The organism is Euzebyella marina (genome assembly GCF_003687485.1).
Lineage (GTDB): Bacteria > Bacteroidota > Bacteroidia > Flavobacteriales > Flavobacteriaceae > Euzebyella > Euzebyella marina.
This window is the reverse complement of sequence record NZ_CP032050.1, coordinates 511,226-528,822: the sequence shown is the minus strand read 5'-3', so window position 1 is coordinate 528,822 and position 17,597 is coordinate 511,226. Positions and strand designations below refer to the sequence as shown.

The following is a 17,597-nucleotide window of genomic DNA, read 5'->3' as shown; positions in this document are numbered from 1 at the left end:
TTAATTATGTAAAAATACATTTTTATTACTAAAAACAAATTTTTAGTTTTGTCTAAATTTAAATTTATACACAATTAAATAATTATTTCGACAAACCATATAACTACATATATCAAATTCTTAAGTCTTTTCTTTCTAATGCATTCTGTTTATGCACAACAAGGAACTATTGAAGGAACAGTTACGGATGGTGATTACGGAGTGGCTTATGCCAATGTTTTTCTAAACGGAAGTGATATTGGCACTGCTTCTGACGAGAATGGTAATTTCGCAATTACCGATGTTCCGGAAGGAAGTTACCATTTAAAGGTCAAAGTGCTGGGCTATCAATCTTTTTCAACCCCCATCAAGGTCGTCTCGGGAAAATCGACTAAACTTGATATCGTTCTACAAGAATCATCTGAACAATTAGAAGAAACCGTGGTAACGGGCACCTTAAAAGCCGTTAGCCGGTCTGAAAGCCCCGTTCCCGTGGAAGTTTATAGCCCTACTTTCCTAAAAAAGAACCCCACGGCCAATATTTTCGAGGCGCTTCAAAATGTCAACGGGGTTCGACCCCAAATCAATTGCAATGTTTGCAATACTGGTGATATTCATATCAATGGTCTGGAAGGCCCCTATACCTTGGTTTTGATAGATGGAATGCCGATTGTAAGCGGATTGGGTTCGGTATACGGGCTATCCGGTATACCCAACTCATTGATCGAACAAATTGAAATTGTAAAAGGGCCTGCTTCTTCACTGTACGGAAGCGAAGCCGTTGGAGGTCTGATCAACATTATTACCAAAAATAGTCTAGAAGCCCCTGATTTCTTTGCAGATGCCTTTGCAACAGGTTGGGGAGAATATAACTTGGATATTGGGGCTAAAATTTCTGTCGGTAAAAAGACCGATATGCTATTAGGTGTTAACTACTTTAACTATGACCAATTGATTGACAATAACGACGACAATTTCACCGACCTTACTTTACAGAATCGGATTTCTATTTTTCAGAAATGGAATTTTAAAAGAGAGAAATCCCGTATTTTTTCTTTGGCAGGAAGGTTCTTTTACGAAGACCGCTGGGGAGGTGAATTACAATGGACCCCCGAATTTAGGGGCGGTAATGAAATTTATGGTGAGAGTATTTACACAACCAGATGGGAGATATTGGGGAAATATCAGTTACCTATACATGAAAAAATGTTGCTTTCCTTTTCCTATAATGACCACAAACAGAATTCGGTCTATGGCGATACCCCCTACATTGCTGATCAACGAATTGGTTTTGCCCAATTGACGTGGGACAAAAAAATTGAGTGGCACGACCTCTTGTTTGGTACTGCCGTCAGATATAAGTACTACGATGATAATACGACGGCTACGGTAACGGCTGATGAAGTGACCATACCTAGTCTTTTTTTGCAAGATGAAATGCAATTAGCACAGAAACACTCCCTTTTGTTGGGCATGCGCTATGACTATGATAAAAGGCACGGAAACATTTTGACGCCTAGACTTGCTTACCGCTGGAAATTGGGCGACAATGATATTTTTAGGTTTAACGCAGGTACCGGCTTTCGAGTGGTTAATTTATTCACCGAGGAACATGCTGCCCTTACAGGAGCAAGAGACGTTTTGGTTACCGAAGAGCTCAAGCCCGAAAGGTCGATCAATTTCAATCTCAATTACCTTAAAAAAATCTATAGCGACAATGGTACGTTTATGAGTTTAGATGCTTCCGCATTCTACACCTCTTTCAGCAACGCCATTTTGCCTGACTACGATTCAGACCCCAACCAAATTATTTATGACAATTTAGACGGAACTTCCGTCTCTCAAGGGGTAAGTGCGAATGTCGATTTGGTCTTTCCGAGTAGCTTTAAAATAATGGTCGGAGCCACGTTTCAAGATGTAAGTCAAACCGAAGACGGTTCTAAGCAAAGACAAATTCTTACAGAGAGATTTACGGGAACTTGGGGTTTATCCTATGATATTAGGTCCCCTAAGCTGAGCATCGATTATACAGGAAACATTTACGGCCCCATGCGACTGCCTATTTTGGGCGAACAAGACCCCAGACCGGAGTACAGCCCAACTTGGAGTATTCAAAACATACAGTTCACCTATAAAGGGCTTGAAAATTTTGAATTCTATGGGGGGATTAAAAATCTGTTGAATTGGACCCCTAATAATGGTGTCCCGTTTCTTATTGCACGTGCAAACGACCCTTTTGACAGAAATGTTACTTATGAGGCAAACGGTAATGTGGCAGCTACCGATGATAATCCCTATGCGCTAACCTTTGACCCCTCCTATGTGTATGGACCCAACCAAGGTATTAGAGCATTTTTCGGATTAAGGTATAGACTCGATTAAGCAAATACATTCTAATTATATATTTATTTTTAAGGTCGTTACTTATGATTAATGACTGAGACCAATAACCATTACGACTATATTATTGTGGGGGCCGGAGCGGCCGGCCTAATGCTTGCAACGGCCATGGCACAAGACTCCTTTTTTGACCACTCAAAAATTCTGGTTCTAGATAAGGATCCAAAAAATGTAAACGATAGAACCTGGTGCTTTTGGGAAAAAGGTGATGGACAGTTCGACCATATCGTAAGTTATGAATGGAGTCAAATAAATTTCACCGGAAAGCAATTTTCTAAGGACTATAATATCAATCCATACACCTATAAGATGGTTAAAGGTCTGGATTTTTATAAGGATTCTCTCACCCTTTTATCTTCAAAAGAAAATATTCATTTTAAAATCGAGGAAGTAGTCCAAATCATCGAAAAAGAAGATGGTGCAGTCATAAATACCCTGAATTGTCAGTATGAAAGCAAGCAAGTATTTAATAGTATTTTCTCGTACGAACAGGCGAAAAAACAATCGAAATATCCAGTTTTAGAGCAGCATTTCTTGGGATGGCACATTAAAACAGACCAATCGGTATTTAATCCGAAAAGAGCCACTTATATGGACTTTTCCATTCCTCAAAAGGGGAATACAAGGTTTATGTATGTTTTGCCATTTTCCGAACGCGAAGCTTTAATCGAGTATACCCTATTCAGCCAAAATAAATTACCCGAAAAAGAATACTCAGACGCCCTGGAAGAATACCTAAAGGAAAATTTTGGACTGAAAAGCTATACCATAGTCGAAAAAGAGTATGGTAGCATACCTATGACCTGCTATGATTTTTCAAAAAATAACAGTAGGCATATATTTAATATTGGTACCGCCGGTGGCTGGGCCAAACCTAGTACTGGTTATGCCTTTATGAGTACTGCTAATATGATTCCGAAACTGGTCCATCATTTGAAAGCGAATATACCTCTTTCAAACCTTAACCGTAAAAACAGATTTTGGTACTATGATTTGCTTTTGCTAGACGTTTTAGCCCAGAAAAACCATCTCGGACATTACCTCTTTCAGTCTATTTTTGAGAAAAGAGACCCCCAATTGTTGTTTAAATTTCTAAGCGAAAAAACCTCATTTCCAGAAGAGATATACCTAATTTTCAGTTGCCCTAAATATCAATTTATCAGAACTTTAATAAAGAGAATAGCATATTAGTAAAAAATCATAGCTAAAATCAATCAAGCCAAAATCACAAGGGTTAAATACAGTTTTTAACAAAAATTTATTGTTTTTAACGAATATTGGCTACTTTTAGCATCGATTTAACTCTAGAAACTTAACTAATATGAACTACCAACCTAACCTTAGTAGGGAAAGGTATGTGCGTTTTTTACGCCACTTTTTCACCCTCCTATTATTTCTTGGAGGAACAAAATTCTCCATCGCCCTAGCTCAATCAACCATCGAAGGTACTGTTACAGATGCAGCAGGAACCCCTTTGCCCGGTGTGAGTGTTGTAATCGATGGCACTACACAAGGTGTATCAACAGATTTTGACGGAAACTATTCAATTGATGTAGAAAGCTCAGATGCAGTCTTGATTTTCTCATACATCGGGTTTGTTTCTCAAACGATTTCGACCGATGGCCGCTCAAGCATCGACATTCAAATGCAAGAAGACGTTTCAAATCTTGAAGAAGTTGTCGTTGTTGGTTACGGTACTCAAAAAAGAGCTACCGTGTCCGGATCTGTCGCCTCTGTAAAAGGTGAAGAACTAACTAAATCTCCTACCGTTAACCTGACCAACTCCCTTTCTGGTCGAGTAGCAGGTTTATTTGTCAACCAGCCAAGTGCAGAACCAGGTTATGACAATGCTACCATAAGAATTCGGGGAACAAATACTTACAACAATACAGGGGCACTTGTAGTTGTTGATGGAATTCCCGATAGAGATGGAGGTTTAGCTCGTATCAACCCGGCTGATATCGAAAGTATATCTGTTTTGAAAGATGCCTCCGCCGCTATATATGGGGCAAGGGCTGCGAACGGAGTTATTCTTGTAACCACTAAACGCGGGAAATCAGGAAAACCTAAAATAACTTATTCTTCAATGCAAGGCTGGGCTACGCCAACAGTCATTCCGGACATGGCCAATTCACCGCAATATGCCGAACTAAGAAATGAGCTTGAGGTCTATAATTTGCCTGTTGAAGAATGGCAAGCCGCTACCAACGCTTTCAACTCGACCGGCACCTATACAAGGCCAGACGGTTCTCAAAGAGATGCCATTTATACACCTGAAGATATTGAATTGTTCAGAAACGGTACGGATCAATGGGGGCATCCCGACACTGACTGGTTCGGTGAAACCTTTAAGAGGGGAGCTTCACAAGAAAAACACACAATGCAACTTACTGGCGGTAGCGAAAACTTCAATTACTTTAGTTCGCTAGGATACTTAAAACAAGATGCATACTATAAGCAATCGGCTACTGGCTATGAGCAATATGATTTACGTATCAATTTGGACGCTAAAATAAGTGAAGGCATTCAGTTTAAAATAGGGGTATTAGGCAGAGAGGAAAAAAGGTATTTCCCTACTGAATCAGCTGGGGCCATTTTTAGAATGTTGACCCGAGGTCGCCCTACCGAACCGGCTTACTGGCCAAACGGTTTCCCTGGTCCTGACATTGAAAACGGTCAACAACCAGTGGTTATTACAACCAATGCTACCGGTTATGACCGAGACACTCGAGATTTCTTTCAGTCAAATGCTACTTTAGATATCGATATTCCTTGGGTGGAAGGTTTAAAACTTCAAACAACTGCTGCAATTGACAAAAGCTTTAACAACAGAAAAGTATGGAGAACTCCTTGGCAACTTTACACTTGGGATGGAGTAAACGAAAATGAATCAGGATTAACACCCGTTCAAAGGGGTCCTGCCGAGCCTAGATTAACCCAATATGCTCAAAATAGGTTAAATATTCTTTTGGGTGCCAATCTTCAGTACCAAAAGGCTTTTGGCGACCACAATCTTTTAGTTCTTGCAGGTACCAACAAAGAGACCAAAACATATGAAGGCTTCGATGCATTTAGAAGATATTTTATCTCACCTGTGATTCAAGATCTTTTTGCAGGAGGCACCAATGAGCAGAATATTAATGGCTCATCTGACCGAGCTTCTAGGTTAAACTATTTCGGTAGGGTATCCTATGATTTTCAGGAGAAATACCTGATGGAGTTTTTATGGAGATATGACGGGTCGTACCTTTTCCCTGAGGAAACAAGATATGGTTTCTTCCCTGGTTTTACCGCAGGCTGGGTGGTAACCAAAGAAAAATGGTTCGAGAATATGACCAGCGACTCTTATTTCAACCATCTAAAATTGAGGGCTTCTTGGGGTCAGTTAGGTAATGATAAATTTGACGATAGCGAATTTCCGGCCAATCAGTTTTTGGCAACTTACGGGTTTGGTAATTATGTGGTCAACAACTCATTGGTCACAACCCTTAGCGAATCGAGAGTTCCTAATACTGGAATAACTTGGGAGGTTGCAACCAACATAAACGTAGGTCTTGATGCTCGTTTCATAAAGAATAAGTTGAATCTAGAATTTGATTGGTTCTTAAACAAACGTACCGACATCCTTACCACTCCTTCGGCTTCTCTACCAGCCTTATCAGGTATTTCGCCACCACGTCAAAATTTCGGGGAGGTTGAAAACAAAGGTTTTGACTTTATCTTGGGTTGGAACGACTATGTAGGTGAAGATTTCAGTTATGGTATCACCATTAATGCTGGGTATGCCAAAAACAAAATTCTATTTAACGATGAAGCAGAAGGTTCCCCTGAATGGCAACGAGTTACAGGGCGTACGATTGGTGCTCAGCTAGTCTATGGATATGACGGAATTTTCGCCACTCAAGCAGATATCGATTCAGAAACTTTAGATTATTCAGCATTAGTAAACAACCTAAGACCTGGTGACATGAAGTTAGTCGATTATGACGGGGATGGTAGAATAACCCCCGATGATCGTTACCGAACTGATCGAAACATCTACCCTACCCTACAAGGGGGTGTCAATTTAACCGCTAGCTATAAGAATTTTGATATCAGCATGCTATTTCAAGGTGCATGGGGCGGAGAATTGTTCTTTAACTTCAGTGAAGCAGGTACCATCGGTAATTATCTGGAAAGAGACTATAACAATAGATGGTCGGTCAACAACCCGAGTACTGTACACCCACGTATCACCAACCGCGCTGATCAGTACTATAGTAATGGCAATACCTATTGGAGACAAGACACTGACTACATGCGACTTAAGAATTTTGAACTTGGGTACAATTTTCCTCAAGAAATTATTGGTCAAATTGGTCTAAGCAATTTGAGATTTTATCTAAATGGTTCTAACTTATTCACATGGACGGATGCCATTTTTGATCCAGAAGGTTTGAACACAAGTGGTAGAGACTACCCAGTTTCAAAAATATTAAGTGCAGGTTTTTCCATTTCATTCTAAAAAATTATACTATGAAAATTATAAATGCAATCAAAGGATGGAGAGTGGTTTTACCTTTGGCCATTGTTACACTTGGCTGTAACGATGATTTTACGAGTATCACTCCTTTAAGCGAAGTCTCAGAACAAAGTGTTTGGTCTGATGCCGGTTTGGCCGAAGCTACTGTCACCGGAGCCTATAATGGCCTTGGTGCAGGGGGTTTGGATGAACAGATGTTAGCGTCATTGACAGATGAGGCCATATTTACCCACACAGGAAGAAGCATCAACACTATAAACGAATCGCGTACGAATTCTGCCGATCCTGGATGGGTAAATAATACATGGGATTGGAATAACATGTACGGCTACATTAGAGATACAAATCTAGCTATCACTAATCTAAGCACCGGTCAAATTGAAGATAATGATTTGGTAAATAGACTATTAGGTGAGTCCTATTTTCTTAGGGCTTATTACTACCACCAACTACTTCGATTTTATGGCGGCGTACCTTTAATAGACGAGCCCCTGCAATTAGATTCTGATTATGATATTCCTAGAAATTCTTTTGAAGAATGTGTGAACTTCATTGTAGCTGACTGCGAAAGAGCATTTGACTTACTTGATGGTCGTGAAATGGAGTCAGGAAGAGCTAACCCTACAGTGGCTTTGGCCCTGAAGGCTCGTATTTTACTCTATGCCGCCAGCGACCTTCATGATTATTCAACTGCATCAGCAAACTCATCTTTGTTATCAGGTTATTCTAATCCTGAACTTATCGCATATACTTCAGGTGACCAGCAGCAAAGATGGATCCAGGCAAGGGATGCCGTTAAGGAAGCATTGGATTACTCAACCACCGGGTATAAATTAGATTTGACCTCACCTGTTTCATTAGAGGAAGGCCAACAAAATTATACTGATATCTATCTGGCCAGCAATGGTGGTGAAAATGATATTATTTGGGAGCGGCAATATGTTGAAATTAGTGGTCCCGGTAGACAAATCGGTCTGTTTAATGGCCCAAATGGCTACCATAACTGGGCAGGAAATGCTCCCTTACAAAACTTGGTCGATGATTATGCCATGAGCGATGGTTCCGAATTTGATTGGGACAATCCAGATCATGCCAGTGCTCCTTATGAAAACAGAGAGGCTAGGTTTTATGCTACCATACTTTATGATGGTGCCGATTGGAAGCCTAGACCTTCTGATGTTACCGAAAGAGACCCGGCCGATCAAATTCAAACTGGTCAATATGAGATCAATGGATCAGGAAGTGTTGAAACGCATTTCGGTCTAGACACCCGTCAAAGTCCGGTTGAAGACTGGAACGGTACCCGTACCGGTTACTATACCAAAAAGTTTATCAACCCAGATCCTGCTTTTGTCGACCAAACTGATTTTCAGACAATTCCTTGGCCCTTCTTTAGAGAAACTGAGTTAGTCTTAAATTATGTTGAAACCCTTTTGGAAACTGGTGATGAAGCAGAAGCAACAAATTGGTTAAATAAAATCAGATTCAGAGTCGGGCTTCCTGCAATAACAGCTACCGGAGACGAGCTTGTAGATGTTTATAGAAACGAAAGAAGAGTAGAACTGGCCTACGAAGAACATAGGTATCACGATGCAAGAAGATGGATGATTGCCGAAAGCACTTTAGGTGCACCTGCAGTTGGTATTCAAATTACTGGAGAACTAAAGCCCGGGGCTACGGTATCAATCTATAAATACGACCCAGCGAACTATGACTACTCATACGTGCCAACAACTGTTGACCCAGGTTTTGAAAATCGCTTGTGGTTAGATAAAACATATTACGTACCAATCAGAATAGCCGAATTAAATGCCAATACCGCTTTGATTCAGAATCCTGGTTATGATTAATTTTAGTTAATAGTATATAATTACGGCCCTAGTTCATTGAACATAGGGTCGTTTTTTTAATGCCTCTTCTCTTTTTGTAGATTTACCTTATTACTTTCAAGAGCACCTGTTGATGAAGTCAATTAATCGAAACATATCTAAAATTTGTGAATCATATCGATTCACCCTCTACATCTCTTTTTTACTAATCTTTTTAATGACTAGTTGTGAGAAAACTTATGAGCTCTCTGGAAAAAATGCTTCTTCTGAACGAATTTTTACCAAGCTTAATTCAAACGAGACAGGAATTGATTTTTCAAATCTTTTAGACGAAGACATTCGATATAATGGCCTACAGTATGAATATTTTTATAATGGTGGGGGTGTAGCCGTGTCTGATTTCAATAATGATGGGTTAAAAGATATATTCTTTGTTTCGACCATTAACCAGCATAAATTGTTCTTGAATAAAGGGGATTTAAAATTTGAAGATGTATCCCACATGACCGGCATTCTTAATCAACAGCACTTCTCCACAGGCGTCACTGTTGTTGACATCAATAATGATGGTTGGATGGATATCTACTTATCCAATTCGGGAAAATTTAAAAATCCAGAAACCAGAAGAAATAGGCTATTCATAAATACAGGGGCCAAGAATAATGAAGGGATACCTGTTTTTAAAGAGGAAGCTAAAAATTACGGCCTTGACAGTTCAGATTGTTCTACCCAAGCCTCTTTTTTTGATTATGATAAAGATGGTGACCTTGACATGTTTCTTCTCAACCACAGCCCCAGCCCTTACCCAGAAGATAAATCTTTGCTTGAGTTATCTCAAACAGATGGAGGAGTCGCCAACAACCGCCTCTACAGAAACGATAACGGACGTTTTACAGATATTAGCCATGAAGCAGGCATCATACAGAACCGCTTGTCTTACGGGTTAGGAATCTCAATAGGCGACATCAACAACGACACCTGGCCAGACATTTATATAGCCAATGATTTTACGGGTAAAGACTTGCTCTACATAAATAATCAAGATGGCACTTTTGTCGAAAGAATAAACGAGGCCACAAATCATATATCCTTTTTCTCAATGGGTAATGATATTGCCGACATCAATAATGATGGTTGGATGGATATGATGGTGGTAGACATGATGGGCGCTAACAATTATGACATTAAAACCAGTATGAGCGGTATGAACCCCGCACGTTTCTACGAAACGGTAAATTCAGGGCAACATTATCAATACATGTACAACACCCTACAACTTAACTCGGGCTACCTTCAAGAAAATGGGGTGCCAATTTTCTCAGACATTGCTCAATTGACTGGGGTATCGAATACAGATTGGAGCTGGGCTCCCCTGTTTTTTGATATGGATAATGATGGACATAAAGACCTTTTTGTCTCGAACGGTATCAAAAGAGACTTTAGAAACAACGATTTTGTAAACTACGTCAACAAAAAGCAAGACTCTATACGCCAAGCCAAAAGCATGGATGTTAAAGATTATATCTCCGATGTGATGCTAAAAATGCCTACTAGAAAAAAAGAGAACTATTTTTTTAGAAACTCAGGCAATTTAGAGTTTACCCAAATGAACAAGGTATGGGGCGACAGTGTAGAGACCAGTTCCAATGGTACAATATATGCTGACCTTGACAATGATGGCGATTTAGAACTCATCGTCAACAATACAGATGACCCGGCCTATATTCTTAAAAACAATTCAAGAGAGCTTGGCCTTGCGCACTATTTGACTATTGCCTTCAATGGGCCAGATGGTAATCGAGATGGAATTGGCACCAGGGTAACCGTTCATTCCTCGGCAGGAAAGCAAACCCAGGAATTATATTTTTCAAAAGGTTTTATGTCGGCAAAGGATAGAGAGCTTCATTTTGGACTTGGAATCGATGAAACGGCATCAGTAGAAATTCTTTGGCCAGATAATACCAAACAGGTATACCCAAATGTCAAGATTGACGAAACATTGGTAGTTGATTATAAAAATTCGACAGCCCAGACAGGCTCTGAAGAAAAATCGGCCGACTCAACACTCTTTACCAAACAAAACATAGAAGGCCTTGAATACAACCACGTAGAAAATTCATTCGATGATTTTAAACGAGAGAGCTTGCTTCCTCACAAAATGTCAAATGAAGGGCCTGCTCTGTCAGTAGGAGATATCAATGGCGACGGTCTGGAAGATGTTTTCGTCGGTGGGGCGATAGGTCAGGCTAGTGCACTTTTCAAGCAAAATTCCGATGGCAGTTTTACCAAAGCCTTAACTACAGTCTTTGAAGACACCTCTATGTATGAAGATGTTTCTTCGTTACTTTTCGATGCCGATCAAGACGGAGATCTTGACCTGTATGTTACTAGCGGAGGTAATGAATATTCAGAAGGCTCACCCTATCTTGAAGACAGGTTGTACATAAACGACGGCAAGGGTCAATTCAAATTAAATAAAAATGCCCTACCAGTTATCTCAAATAGTAACTCCTGTGTTAAGCCTGTTGATTTCGATAAAGATGGTGACCTTGATCTTTTTATTGGAGGCCGACAAATTCCGGGGAAATACCCAGCTCCGGCGAAGAGTTACGTATTAATCAACCAAAGTTCTAAAGATTATATTAAATTCACGGTAAGTGATTTTACGGAAAATGAGGTATGGAATGTTTTAGGCATGGTGACCGATGCCGTTTGGACCGATATAAATGGAGATGGCTTTTCTGATTTGGTTGTGTGTGGCGAATGGATGCCCATTCGAATTTTTGAGAACATTCAAGGTAAGAACCTTGAGGAAAAGACCGATCAATATGGCCTTACCAATACCAATGGTTGGTGGTACAGTCTGATAGCAAAAGATTTTGATAAAGATGGTGATATAGACATTATTGGTGGCAACCTTGGTCTTAATTATAAATACAAAGCCACCAACAAGGCTCCTTTTGAAGTTTTTGCCGATGATTTCGACACATCAGGTTCCAATGACATCGTACTAAGTTATTACGACGATGAGAATTTAGTACCATTGCGTGGTCGCGAATGTTCTTCGAACCAAATGCCCTTCATAAAAAAGAAATTTCCAACGTATGATTCCTTTGGAAAAGCTGCGATAGATGACATTTTCAATAAAAATCAATTGGAAAGTTCACTCAACCTAAAGGCTTATACCTTTGCAACCTCTTATCTTGGGAACAATGGAGGAAAATTTGAGGTCAGTAAGATGCCAGTAGAGACCCAACTATCGTCGGTAAATGAAATAATAGCCGATGACTTTGACGATGACGGTCACTTAGACCTATTAATGGCCGGTAACCTTTATGCTTCCGAGGTAGAAACACCTAGAAACGATGCACTATTATCTTTATTTTTGAAAGGTCTAGGAAATGGCCAATTTGAACCATTAGCAGCAGGAGATAGCGGATTAATGACAAAAGGAACCGTCAAGGGCGTTCAACTGATAAGGGTAAATGGAGACAAAAAGGTGGTATTTGCCAAAAACGATGATGCTTTAGAGATTTTCGGTATTCGTTAGACCTTTCTAACCATCAAACTCTCTCCAAATTGTCTAAGTACATCTTTCTTTTCCTTAGAAACAGGCAGCTTTTCTAAAATAGCAAACGCACTATTAGAATACTCTCTAATTGCTTCAGATGTGGCATCGGCCGAACCGCACTCAACAAACAGTTCTTTTATGGTCTGAATTTTGGCGGTAGGGTCGACTGGCTGAATAGAATAGAGATCCAGTAGTTCTTTCTTCTGAATATCGGTACCGCCTTCAAGCGTTTTAAGATATAAATAGGTTTTTTTATTTTCTATGATATCGCCCCCAATCTGCTTCCCGAAAGTTTCAGGATTGCCAAAAGCATCTAAATAATCGTCTTGCAATTGAAATGCTATTCCCAAATGAAGGCCAAACCGATATATATCAGACTGAACATTTTCCGGTTGGCCTGCCGTAATAGCGCCCATCTGAAGTGCAGCACCAATTAATACCGCCGTTTTATATTCAATCATTTGTAAATATTCGGGAATGGTTACATCTTCCCTAGTTTCAAAATCGATGTCGTATTGCTGCCCCTCACAGACTTTTAAGGCCGTTTCACTGAACAGTCTAGACAATTTCTGAAAAATTAAGGGTTCATAACCTTCCAAAACCCGATAGGCACTTATCAACATGGCATCTCCAGAAAGAATACCCGTATTTACATTCCACTTTTCATGTACCGTGGTCTTGCCCCTGCGCAAGGGTGCATCATCCATAATATCGTCATGAACCAAAGAGAAATTATGAAATACCTCTATTGCCAATGCAGCATTAAGAGCTTTTCTATAGTCTCCACCAAATAATTCCGCTGAAAGCAATGTAAGAACGGGGCGAAGCCTTTTACCGCCTAAGTTCAATATATAGTTGACCGGCTCATAAAGATTGACCGGCTCTTTATCGATGGTATATTCCTTTAAATAACTTAAGAACTCTGAACGATAAAACTCGATAGACTGCATGCAGTGATTTTTTGCCAAAAATAAGTCCATTTTACCGAAACTGGGTACGACTTTGCACTTCCATAGAAAAAAATCGGTCTAAAAATGCAATAGATTTGAAAAGCTTCGTCTATAGAGATGAAGATAGCATGATGATATGCCCTCAATGAGTACCGAAGTAGACAGTTATAACAAATTGACCACTTTTTTTAGCGAAGAATATCGTTCGCTAAGGGCGTATGCGCAATCTCGTATAGACAATACGACCGATAGAGATGCCGAGGACATTGTTCAAGATGTGGCGTTGAACATATTTTCGCGTGCCGATAGCTCGGTACCCATTGAAAATATTGCCGGTTTTGTGTACCGGTCAATACGAAATAAGATTGTCGACATTATGCGAACTAGAAAAATAAGCTTAGAAGATGAAGATGAGGCAGAACGCCAACTGAACCAACTTGGTGAAGAATTATATGGCGAGAGTGACGAATTGTTTTCAGAAGAAATGACTTCCGATCTCAAAAAAGCCATTCAGGAGCTTAAAGAACCTTACCGAGATATTATTATCGCCATTGATTTCGAAGATTATAGTTATAGAGAAATAGCTGCGCAGACAGGTATACCTGAAGGCACCTTGATGTCAAGAAGGCACAGGGCCCTGTCATTGCTGTACCGAGCACTTGAAAATAAAAAGAACAGAACTTATTAAATATAAAATCATGAAAGATTATGTTGAACATCAAGTAAAGTCAAAGTTTGAAAGGGTAGTAAAAAAGGTTTTCAAGATCATATGTATCTGCATCTTGGTCTTTCTCTTTCTTTTATTGTTCGGGTACGGGTTTATGTACCTATGGAATTGGCTCATGCCAGATATATTCGGCCTTAAGACTATAACCTATTGGCAGGCAGTCGGTATTTTGGTCTTGGCCAAAATATTGTTCGGTGGTTTTAGCGGACGCAAATCAGGAAAGGGCAAACCATCTAGAAAAAAATGTGGCCCGGGACGAAAAATGAAGTTAAAGAGCGATTTCTCTAAATGGAAACACTATGACAGCTTTTGGCAAGAAGAGGGCGAACAGGCTTACAACGACTTTGTAGCCCGTAAAACCCAAGAGAATAACGACACCAACTGAGCGTTCGCGTTAAAAAATTGTAAAACCTAAGAAACTTTTTATGTTTTTAAAGTTTCCTAGAGTATATTTGCCGCTCATTATGAAAGAAAAGATTCTAGAAAAAGCGGGAGATATGTTCTTGACACTTGGTTTCAAGAGCGTTACGATGGATGACCTTGCTCAACAAATGGGCATATCTAAAAAGACGATTTATACCCATTTTGAAAATAAGACCAAATTGGTTGCGGCCTGTACCCACCACCTCTTCGAAGTTATTTCTGGTGGCATCGATGGTATTTGCGCCCTTAATAAAAATCCCATAGAAGAACTTTATGAGATCAAAAAATATGTAATGCAATTCTTGAAAGATGAAAAATCATCACCGCAGTACCAATTGCAAAAATATTATCCCAAGATTTATTCTGAAATGCGAGAGAACCAATACTGCAAAATGAAAACTTGCGTGGTAGACAATATTCAGAGAGGTTTAGACCAGGGTTTTTATAGGGAAAACCTTAACGTTGAATTTATCTCACGAATCTATTATGCAGGTGGTGTAATCATTAAGGATCACGCGCTTTTTCCACCCGATAAGTTCTCGCATGCACAACTTATGGATGATTTTTTGGAATATCATTTACGCGGAATTGTAACACCTAAAGGAAGAAAGATACTAAATACAATAATCAACTCTAATCAAGAATAGAATGCAAAAGTATATTCTAAACCTATTCATACTTTTCTTATCGGTGACGGCTTTGGCCCAAGAACCAGAATTAAAGACTTATAGCTTCACTCTGGAAGAGGCTATCGAGTTTGCCTTAGAAAACAATTACAGCGCCATCAATTCAGATAGAGATTTGGTTGACGCCCGTAAACAAAAATGGGAAACTATTGCTGACGGTTTACCACAGATCAATGGTTCGGTCAGTTATCAAAACCAGCTAAAGCAGCCTGTTTCGTTACTACCTGCCGAACTGGCGGGCGGCGAACCCGGAACTTTTATTCCCGTGGTTTTTGGTCAACCCCAACAAATGACGGCCACAGCGACCCTCACACAAAAAATATTTGACGGCTCGTACATCGTTGGCGTACAGGCCACCAAGTCATTTTTGAGTTATAGCGCCAATAATAATGAAAAAACTGACCAAGATGTTCGCAAGGCCGTTGTTGAGGCTTATGGCAACGTGCTTCTGGCAAAAGAAAGTGTTGCGATTTTCGAAAAGAACAAAGGTACTCTAGAGAACAATCTTTTTGAAACGCAAAAACTTTTCGAAAACGGGCTTAGCGATGAAGAGAGTGTTGAACAACTGCAGATAACATTATCATCTGTAGACAACCAATTGAAAAATGCAGTAAGATTAGAGAATATTACCCTTCAGATGCTCAACCTCGTAATGGGTATCGCTATCGACGCCCCTACTCAATTAGAGGAAGACCTTGATGCCCTTGCTGTAAAACAAATCGATTTTGAATTGATGGAAACTGAATTCAACATTGAAAACAATGTTGATTACAAGATGGCCATAAATTTGACTGAGCAGCGCTTCTTTGAGTGGAAATTGGCCCGTAGCCGTGCTCTGCCCACGCTAAGTTCATTTGTAAATTATGGAAGCTCTTCGTTTGCCGATAAATTTGATTTTTTCAGTAGTGATCAAGATTGGTTCGACTCTTCGGTTCTAGGGTTTGATTTAAGCATACCCTTGTTCAGTTCAGGAAAAAGAAGCGCGAGTACCGCAAGGGCGAAAATTGCTCTAGAAAAAGCAAAAACCCAGCTTTCAGAGGCCGAAGAGCAAATACGTCTTCAACTCGAACAAGCCAAAAGTAATTACATACTTTCCATTGAGGAGTATAACACGGCCAAAGAAAACTTAGGTCTTGCCGAACGTATTGAAAACAAGAACCAAATAAAATATACCGAGGGCTTGGCAAGCAGTTTCGATTTGAGGCAAGCACAAACCCAACTTTATGATGCTCAATCAGGTTACTTGCAGTCAATGGTCGAAGTAATCAACAAAAAAACTGAATTGGAGCTCATCTTGAATGACCCAGAAAAACAACTCTAAAAACAACAACCCTTTTTAAGATGAAAAAAGCAATATACTTATTAACCATTCTGCTAGTCGCGGTTGCATGTGGCAGCAAAGAACAATCTTTAGAGAGTCTTATTTCGCAAGGTGACCTTGCCGCCCTAAGGGCTAAAAAATCAGAAATTTCTGAGCAGCAAAAGCAAATCGAATCTCAAATAAGAAGATTGGATTCCGCCATTGCCCTCAAATCTGGCAGTGAAAAGCTTCCGTTGGTGAATACCATTGAAGCGGAAGCACAGAAGTTCAATCATTATTTAGAACTTCAAGGTGATGTTAGCACCAAGCAAAATGTGCTCATCTATCCTGAAATGTCCGGAACGCTTCAAAGAGTTTATGTAAAAGAAGGCCAGAGAGTCAACAAAGGTCAAACCTTGGCTGTTATCGATGACGGCGGTATGGGAAGCCAGTTGTCTCAACTTAAAACCCAAGCCGAATTGGCCAAGACCACATACGAAAGAAGAAAAAGACTTTGGGATCAAAAAATAGGTTCAGAAATTGAGTACCTGTCAGCCAAAACAGAATACGAAGCGGCCCAAGATGCCATTAAACAATCGGAGAGCCAATTAGGTAAATCAACGATAAGAGCTCCTTTCTCAGGTATTATTGACGATGTCATCAAAGACCAAGGTACGGTTGTTACTCCCGGCCCAGGTTCAGAGGTGTTTAGAATTGTTAACCTTTCAGACATGTACATCAAAGTTGATGTTCCTGAGACCTATTTAGGCGCTGTATCTGAAGGTAAGCAAGCACTGGTCTATTTTCCGGTTCTCGGTGACAGCATAACCACTAAGGTGCGTCAAACTGGTAATTTCATCAACCCTTCGAACCGTTCATTTAGTGTCGAAATTCCCGTACCGAACAAAAACGGAACCATCAAGCCCAACCTCACGGCAAAGGTTAGTTTAAACGATTATACAAGCGAAGGAGCGATTCTTATACCATCCAGTATAATATCGGAGAACGCTGAAGGTGAGCAGTATGTTTACGTAGCTGCTGAGCCAAACGAAGATGAAGAGGCCGTGGTAAGCAGAACTATCATTACTACCGGTAAAACCCAGAACGGACAGGTAGAAGTTCTTACCGGTCTAAATAACGGAGACCATATTATCAAAGAAGGCGCCAGAAGCGTTAAAGATGGTCAGAAAGTAAAAATCAAAAACTAGAC

The 17,597-nt window shown here is 40.0% G+C and carries 11 protein-coding genes; 10 read left to right on the top strand and 1 reads right to left on the bottom strand.

What is annotated here, in order from left to right; genetic code table 11:
• The first annotated feature begins 138 nt into the window (after window positions 1-138).
• The 5 genes from D1013_RS02205 to D1013_RS02185 all read left to right on the top strand — a co-directional run bounded on the left by D1013_RS02205 (window position 139) and on the right by D1013_RS02185 (window position 12,280).
• Window positions 139-2,361, top strand: coding sequence for a TonB-dependent receptor (locus tag D1013_RS02205; protein WP_121847331.1), 2,223 nt, complete (start codon window positions 139-141; stop codon window positions 2,359-2,361).
• Between the two features lie 51 nt (window positions 2,362-2,412).
• The gene (locus D1013_RS02200) at window positions 2,413-3,570 is read left to right on the top strand and encodes a lycopene cyclase family protein (RefSeq protein WP_121847330.1); all 1,158 of its coding nucleotides are present in this window, start codon (window positions 2,413-2,415) and stop codon (window positions 3,568-3,570) included.
• Between the two features lie 130 nt (window positions 3,571-3,700).
• Complete coding sequence (locus D1013_RS02195; protein ID WP_121847329.1) at window positions 3,701-6,883, top strand: SusC/RagA family TonB-linked outer membrane protein; 3,183 nt, start codon at window positions 3,701-3,703, stop codon at window positions 6,881-6,883.
• An 11-nt stretch (window positions 6,884-6,894) separates the two neighbouring features.
• Window positions 6,895-8,751: a RagB/SusD family nutrient uptake outer membrane protein gene (locus tag D1013_RS02190; protein ID WP_121847328.1), complete on the top strand. Its 1,857-nt coding sequence runs from the start codon at window positions 6,895-6,897 to the stop codon at window positions 8,749-8,751.
• Between the two features lie 196 nt (window positions 8,752-8,947).
• Complete coding sequence (locus tag D1013_RS02185; RefSeq protein ID WP_162987784.1) at window positions 8,948-12,280, top strand: VCBS repeat-containing protein; 3,333 nt, start codon at window positions 8,948-8,950, stop codon at window positions 12,278-12,280.
• On the opposite strand, the gene D1013_RS02180 is transcribed toward D1013_RS02185, so the two are convergent.
• On the bottom strand, window positions 12,277-13,251 hold the full coding sequence (locus D1013_RS02180) for a polyprenyl synthetase family protein (RefSeq protein WP_121847326.1): 975 nt from the start codon (window positions 13,249-13,251) through the stop codon (window positions 12,277-12,279). The genes D1013_RS02185 and D1013_RS02180 overlap by 4 nt on opposite strands.
• Before the next feature lie 145 nt (window positions 13,252-13,396).
• On the opposite strand from D1013_RS02180, the gene D1013_RS02175 reads away from it, so the two are divergent.
• The 5 genes from D1013_RS02175 (at window position 13,397) to D1013_RS02155 (ending at window position 17,595) form a co-directional block, all read left to right on the top strand.
• On the top strand, window positions 13,397-13,939 hold the full coding sequence (locus D1013_RS02175) for an RNA polymerase sigma factor (RefSeq protein ID WP_121850561.1): 543 nt from the start codon (window positions 13,397-13,399) through the stop codon (window positions 13,937-13,939).
• Window positions 13,940-13,949: 10 nt separating this feature from the next.
• Window positions 13,950-14,363, top strand: a complete 414-nt coding sequence (locus D1013_RS02170; RefSeq protein WP_225621372.1) for a hypothetical protein — start codon at window positions 13,950-13,952, stop codon at window positions 14,361-14,363.
• Window positions 14,364-14,442: 79 nt separating this feature from the next.
• Window positions 14,443-15,048, top strand: coding sequence for a TetR/AcrR family transcriptional regulator (locus D1013_RS02165; RefSeq protein WP_121847325.1), 606 nt, complete (start codon window positions 14,443-14,445; stop codon window positions 15,046-15,048).
• A 1-nt stretch (window position 15,049) separates the two neighbouring features.
• Window positions 15,050-16,408, top strand: coding sequence for a TolC family protein (locus D1013_RS02160; protein WP_121847324.1), 1,359 nt, complete (start codon window positions 15,050-15,052; stop codon window positions 16,406-16,408).
• 20 nt (window positions 16,409-16,428) lie between these two features.
• Window positions 16,429-17,595 carry an efflux RND transporter periplasmic adaptor subunit gene (locus tag D1013_RS02155; RefSeq protein ID WP_121847323.1) on the top strand — a complete coding sequence of 389 codons (1,167 nt, stop codon included), beginning with the start codon at window positions 16,429-16,431 and terminating at the stop codon, window positions 17,593-17,595.
• Window positions 17,596-17,597: the final 2 nt, after the last annotated feature.